The organism is Stenotrophomonas maltophilia group sp. RNC7 (genome assembly GCF_030910085.1).
Lineage (GTDB): Bacteria > Pseudomonadota > Gammaproteobacteria > Xanthomonadales > Xanthomonadaceae > Stenotrophomonas > Stenotrophomonas sepilia.
This window is the reverse complement of record NZ_JAVFVN010000145.1, coordinates 1-311: the sequence shown is the minus strand read 5'-3', so window position 1 is coordinate 311 and position 311 is coordinate 1. Positions and strand designations below refer to the sequence as shown.

Annotated in this window: 1 protein-coding gene; it reads left to right on the top strand. The window is 36.0% G+C overall.

Going from position 1 to position 311, the window contains the following annotated elements:
• Nucleotides 1-311, top strand: a 311-nt coding sequence (locus RCF13_RS01795; protein ID WP_308140773.1) for a transglutaminaseTgpA domain-containing protein, incomplete at both ends; no start/stop codon positions are given.

The window sequence follows — 311 nt, the reverse complement described above, 5'->3', positions numbered from 1 at the left end:
AAGTTTCTAAAATTGGATATGGTTTAGATGACTCGCGATTAGGTGGTCCTTTTAAAGCAGATCCTACAATTGTTTTTACAGCAGCAACACAAAACAAACAATATTGGAGAGTCGAAACGAAAGATTTTTATACCGGAAAAGGCTGGGAAGTTTCTGAAAATCAAAAGAAGGTTTCTTTTAAAAATAAAAATGACGTCGTGAGTTGGTACGAACAAAATACAAAAACGGAGACAACAAAGGCAACAATCACCATGCAAAAAAGTTATCCTCACCTTACCTATCCAGCAGGGTTAATATCAGTTGAGGCTTCT